Origin of the sequence: Enterobacter sp. PL1 (assembly GCF_945957325.1) — a bacterium.
Classification (GTDB): domain Bacteria; phylum Pseudomonadota; class Gammaproteobacteria; order Enterobacterales; family Enterobacteriaceae; genus Enterobacter; species Enterobacter roggenkampii.
Genome location: NZ_CAMFKT010000005.1, coordinates 229,574 through 235,573, shown reverse-complemented (window position 1 = coordinate 235,573; position 6,000 = coordinate 229,574). Strand labels below are relative to the sequence as shown.

At 47.8% G+C, this 6,000-nt stretch carries 4 protein-coding genes; all 4 read left to right on the top strand.

Annotation, left to right across the window (positions count from 1 at the left end; genetic code table 11):
- Positions 1–8 precede the first annotated feature (8 nt).
- From N6P30_RS07205 to N6P30_RS07190, 4 genes are read left to right on the top strand one after another with little or no spacing between them, the layout of a single operon-like run.
- Positions 9–1,187, top strand: coding sequence for a restriction endonuclease subunit S (locus tag N6P30_RS07205; protein WP_260629936.1), 1,179 nt, complete (start codon positions 9–11; stop codon positions 1,185–1,187).
- Complete coding sequence (locus tag N6P30_RS07200) at positions 1,184–1,867, top strand: YecA family protein (protein WP_000779013.1); 684 nt, start codon at positions 1,184–1,186, stop codon at positions 1,865–1,867. Before N6P30_RS07205 ends, N6P30_RS07200 begins: the two co-directional genes overlap by 4 nt.
- A gap of 52 nt (positions 1,868–1,919) precedes the next feature.
- The gene (locus N6P30_RS07195) at positions 1,920–5,204 is read left to right on the top strand and encodes a type I restriction endonuclease subunit R (protein WP_023293985.1); all 3,285 of its coding nucleotides are present in this window, start codon (positions 1,920–1,922) and stop codon (positions 5,202–5,204) included.
- Positions 5,201–5,956, top strand: coding sequence for a M48 family metallopeptidase (locus N6P30_RS07190; RefSeq protein WP_032676935.1), 756 nt, complete (start codon positions 5,201–5,203; stop codon positions 5,954–5,956). The genes N6P30_RS07195 and N6P30_RS07190 overlap by 4 nt, the downstream gene beginning before the upstream one ends.
- Positions 5,957–6,000: the final 44 nt, after the last annotated feature.

Sequence of the window (6,000 nt, the reverse complement as noted above, 5' to 3'; positions counted from 1 at the left end):
TTAACCAGTTGTCGGATATTGTAAAAGAAAAAATATCTTATGGAATTGTTCAGGCGGGACCACATATTCCTAATGGAATACCTTATATAAAAAGCTCTGACATTAGAGGGGCTATTGATCCTGCGTCACTGCAGAGGACAGCGCCTGAAATACATTATAAGTACAGACGTTCAGCTGTGCACCCTGGGGATATTATATTCTCCTTGAGAGGCAACATTGGCGAGACAGCCATAGTGCCTTCTAATTTATTAGAAGCGAATTTAACGCAAGGTACAGCACGGATATCAGTATCTGGTGATCAATGTAATGAGTTTTACCATCAACAATTTGCGATGGATAAATTACGTAATTATATTAATTCCTTGAGCAAAGGGAGTACATTTAAGGAAATTTCACTAGAAGAGCTACGTAAAGTTAAAGTTCTGTGTGCCCCCCTTCCTGAACAAAAGAAAATTGCTCAAATCCTGTCCACCTGGGATAAGGCAATTACGGTGACGGAAAAGCTTCTCGTCAACAGCCAGCAGCAGAAAAAAGCCCTGATGCAGCAATTGCTTACCGGGAAAAAACGCCTGCTGGATGAGAATGGGGTGAGCTTTAGTGGGGCGTGGAAATGGCTTAGGGCAGCAGAACTGTTTAAGACTATTTCGCAAAAGAATAATTCCGAGGATGAGGAGCTTCTGGCAGTTACTCAAGACCTGGGCGTAATACCTCGATCGATGTTAGAGCGTAGGGTTGTAATGCCTGATGGCTCAACGAAGGGCTATAAGCTTGTTGTTCCGGGTAATTTTATAATTAGCTTACGATCATTCCAGGGGGGATTGGAATACTCTCGTTATCGGGGATTGGTGAGCCCTGCGTATACAGTTTTAACCCCAATAAAAAAAATAGTAGATGAGTTTTATAAGCAATATTACAAATCTTACGATTTTATTGGGCATCTTGCCGTCGCAGTTATTGGAATTAGAGATGGAAAACAAATCAGCTATGAAGATTTCTCTTTTTTAAAACTTCCTTATCCTGAGATTGAAGAACAACAAAAAATCGCAGCCGTACTTTCTGCTGCCGACGCTGAAATCTCCACGCTGGAGAAAAAACTCGCCTGCCTGAGAGATGAGAAAAAAGCCCTGATGCAACAGCTACTGACTGGCAAACGTCGTGTTAAGGTCGATGAGGCGGTTGCCGTATGAAACTGACGAAAAGCGGTCCACTGACTGACCGGGAAATCGACTGGCTGGAAGAAATATTAATGAAGTATGGAATGGATGATTCTGTACTCTGTTTCTCTGAGCTGGATGGATTGCTGACGGCGATTTTATCAGGTCCAAATATGGTTTCACCCAATATCTGGCTGAGTGCTATTTGGGGAGGAGGCGATTATCATCCGAAATGGTCATCTGAGAGAGAGATGGAGCGTTTTGTCAGTCTGTGTTTTCAGCATATGAACGATATCGCTGGTTGCCTTTATGACGCCCCTGAACTGTTTGAGCCGATTTTCAATGAGCGTGAGGTAAAGGGGGAAAAATATACCATTGTGGAAGAGTGGTGTTTTGGTTATATGAAAGGAAAGTCACTGGATGACTGGTCTGGTCTTCCCGGTGAGTTACGGCCTTCTCTGGAAGTGATCGCTCTTCATGGCGTGGAGAAGAATTTTCCTGTACTTGAGAAAATGACCGGAGAGCAGTTTGAGAAAAGTATTTCCCTTATTCAGCCTGCTGCACTGGCACTTTATCAGTACTGGTTGTCAGTGAGAATGTCAGAGGCATCATCCCGGCCTGTTCCAGTGAAGGGGGCAGAAAACATGCCCGGGCGAAATGACCCGTGTCCGTGTGGCAGCGGTAAAAAATTTAAGAAGTGCTGTCTGCATTGATGAATCTTCATGTGACCAGTAGCGAGTAGCGCCAGAAAGAAAAGGATTAATGATGAACCAGACGTACACGCCAAAATTCCAGGAAGAATACAGCGCCAAAATCCCGGCACTGACGTTACTGACCAGCCTCGGCTGGACGTTTTTATCTCCGAAACAGATTATGGATTACCGGGGCTATAAACAGGATGAGGTGGTGCTGCGTCCGGTTCTGCGTGAAGAGCTGTCGAAGCGTTCCTTTATGGCGGGTGGCAAAACCTGCCAGTTATCGGAAAAAGCACTGGATAACCTGATATCACAGGTCTGTTCTCCGGCGCTGAATGAAGGGCTGCTCAAAGCCAATGAACGGATGTATAACCATCTGCTCTACGGTATCGCCGTCACGGAGTTTGTCGATGGCAAGAAGGTCAACCCCACCATTGCGCTGATCGACTGGGAACATCCGGAAAATAACCAGTTCCATTTTACTGAAGAATTTACGGTATTGCGGTCAGGTGGTGTTGAAACCCGGAGGCCAGATATTGTCTGCTTTGTTAATGGTATCCCGCTGGCTGTTATTGAAGCGAAAAGCCCGGCTGGTCATGGCAAGAAAGGGCCAACCATTGACGAGGGGATATCCCAGAGTATCCGCAACCAGTTCAACGATGAAATCCCGCAGCTGTTTGTCTACAGCCAGTTATTACTTTCGATTAACGGTCATGACGGGCGCTACGGTACATGCCATACGCCAATGAAATTCTGGGCGGCATGGCGCGAAGAAGATATTACCGATCCGCAGATGTATGCGCTGCGCAACCATCAGTTATCGACTGAACAAATTCATGCGTTGTTTGATCATCGTCCTTCAGTCGATCTCAAATGGTATCAACAGTTAATCGATGGGGGGGAACTGGCAGTCAGCGGGCAGGATAAGCTGCTCATCAGTCTGCTTTCACCGGAACGTCTGCTGGAGATGACCCGCTTCTTCACCCTGTTTGATAAAAAGACCGGGAAAATTGTCGCCCGCTATCAGCAGGTGTTCGGGATTAAAAGGCTGCTGGAACGCATAAGCACCCGCAGACCAGACGGGGGCAGGGAAGGTGGGGTGATCTGGCATACCACGGGGTCCGGTAAATCGTACACCATGGTATTCCTCAGCAAGGCGCTGATTCTTCATGACAGCCTGAAGCAGTGTCGTATTGTGGTGGTGACGGACCGCGTGGACCTTGAAGGGCAGCTCAGCGGCACTTTTGTCTCTGGTGGCGAACTGGCAGGGAAGGATGATAAGGCCAAAGCGATGGCGACCTCAGGTCAGAAGCTGGCACAGCAGATTGGCTCTGGTAAAGAACGTATAATCTTTACCCTTATCCAGAAATTTAATTCAGCGACAAAATTGCCTGAATGCGTCAACACCAGCCCCGACATCATCGTTCTGATTGATGAAGGACACCGTAGCCAGGGTGGTGAGAACCATGTGCGAATGAAACTGGCACTGCCGAACGCCGCCTTTGTGGCATTTACCGGTACGCCATTGCTGAAAGAAGATAAGACCACCAATAAATTCGGGCCGATTGTCCACGCTTATACCATGCAGCGAGCGGTAGAAGATAAAGCCGTTACACCTTTGCTGTATGAAGAACGTATTCCCGACCTTGAGGTTAACGATCGGGCAATAGATGCCTGGTTTGACCGTATTACCGATGGATTAAGCGAAGCGCAAAAAGCCGACCTTAAACGTAAATATGCCCGTAAAGGTGAGGTCTACAGTGCAGATGACCGCATCCGACTTATCGCACTCGATATTGCCACACACTTCTCGAAAAATATTGATGAAGGGCTGAAAGGGCAACTTGCCTGCGACAGCAAAATCTCCGCCATCAAATATAAAAAGTATCTTGATGAAGCCGGGTTGTTTGAGTCAGCTGTAGTTATCAGCCCGCCGGATACCCGGGAAGGGAATACCGAGGTTGATGAAAGTAAACTGCCGGAAGTGACGAAATGGTGGAAAGATAACGTCGGCACGCAGGATGAGTCCGTGTATACCCGCAATATCATCAGTCGTTTCGATACCGATGATAAGCTCAAATTGCTGATTGTCGTCGATAAACTGCTCACCGGGTTTGATGAACCGAAAAATACCGTGCTGTATATCGACAAGCCGCTTAAGTCCCACAACCTTATCCAGGCGATTGCCCGGGTGAACCGACTGCATCCACTGAAAAAGTTTGGCCTGCTGATTGATTATCGCGGCATTCTGGCTGAACTGGACACGACGATCGGTAAATATCAGGATCTCGCCTCCCGAACCCAGGGCGGATACGACATCAAGGATATTGACGGGTTGTACAGCGCCATGAGTTCTGAATATAAACGTCTGCCGCATCTGTATAACCAGCTGTGGGCCATATTTGCCGGTGTTAAAAACAAAAATGATACTGAGCAGTTACGTGCAGTACTGGTGCCTAAAATGGAAGAACGTGATGGAGAGATGGTCGATATCCATCAGAAAACCCGTGATGATTTCTTCGAGGCGTTAACAGCCTTTGCCGGATGCCTGAAAGTGGCACTGCAGTCCGCCACCTTCTTCACCGACAAGAGCTTTACGGAACAAGACCGAAATCTCTATAAAGAAACCGTAAAACAGATGTCCAGCCTTCGCCAGTGGGCGATGCAGGTAAGTGGAGAGCAGGTCAATTATGACGACTACGCTGAGCAGGTGAAAAAACTGCTGGATAAGCATGTCACCGGCGTTGAGGTTCGTGAACCGGATGGCGTGTATGAAGTCGGTAAAATGGGCAAGAGTGAAAAGCCCGAAGAGTGGGACAACAATAAAACCCGCAATGAAACCGACATCATTAAAACCCGTGTGACAAAGATGATTGAGCAGGAGCTGCGTGATGACCCGTATGCTCAGGAGGCCTTTTCCAGACTCCTGCGCATGGCAATCGAAGAGGCTGAAAAACTGTTCGACCATCCACTGAAACAATACCTCCTATTCCGTGAGTTTGAAGAAAAAGTTGAAGCCCGTAAGCTCGGCGATATCCCGGATGCACTGGCGGTAAACAAGCATGCTCAGGCGTATTACGGTGTATTTAAAAAAGAGCTACCGGAGGTTTTTGCGATTAACGACATTCAGGTGCAGGAGAAGTGGACGAAGCTGGCTTTTGAAGTGGACTGCATTATCGTCAAAGCAGTGGCAGAAAACTCCCTGAACCCTCAGGATATCGAGAAAGCAGTCAAGACAAATCTCTTACCGCTGCTGTTTACGGCCTGCCGGGAAATAGGGGCCGGAATGAACCAGGTAAACCGTATTGTGGAAACTATCATCCAGATACTGCGCGTTGGTTTGATGAAATCATGAGTGAAAAAGAGTCGCCAGCAATGAAAGCTATACGCATTGTCTATGGTGATGAAGCCATTGCCATACAGTGTGTTCCGCGTCAGGTCGTTAAGGGCAGGGTGCTCATCAAGGTGCATCCGGACTGCCGGGTTGTGGCCTCTGTACCGCCAGAAACACCGGAGCACGAGGTGTTGTCTGCGCTGAAAAAAAGAAGTCGCTGGATATACCAGCAACTGCGTGATTTCAGGGAGCAACAGACGCACATTGTTCCGCGTCAGTATGTCAGCGGAGAAAGCCATTACTATCTTGGCAGGCAATATCAGCTGAAAGTGACAGAAGACGCTACGGTGCCGCAACGAGTGAAAATGTTGCGTGGGCGTCTGGAAGTGACGATCAGACACAAATCGGCAGAAAAGGTCAAAGCGTTGCTGGCCGAATGGTATCGGGAACGCGCCAGAGATGTCTTTCAGCGCAGGCTTGATTTATTGATACCGCAGACCCTTTGGGTTAGTGAGCGTCCCCCGATACGTCTGCGGGCGATGCAAACGCAATGGGGAAACTGTTCTGCGAAAGGTTGTCTGACCCTGAATCCATGGCTGGTTAAGGCATCCTCAGAATGTATCGATTATGTCTTGCTACATGAGTTATGTCATGTTGCTGAGCACAACCATAGTGAGGAGTTTTACCGCTTGATGGGGCAGGTTATGCCGGGGTGGGAAAAAGTCAAGAAGCGACTGGATGGGATGGCTGGGATGTTGTTGGCTGATATGTAACTTATCAATATGAGTTCTTAAGGGTTTGGTCAGTCTCGTTAATG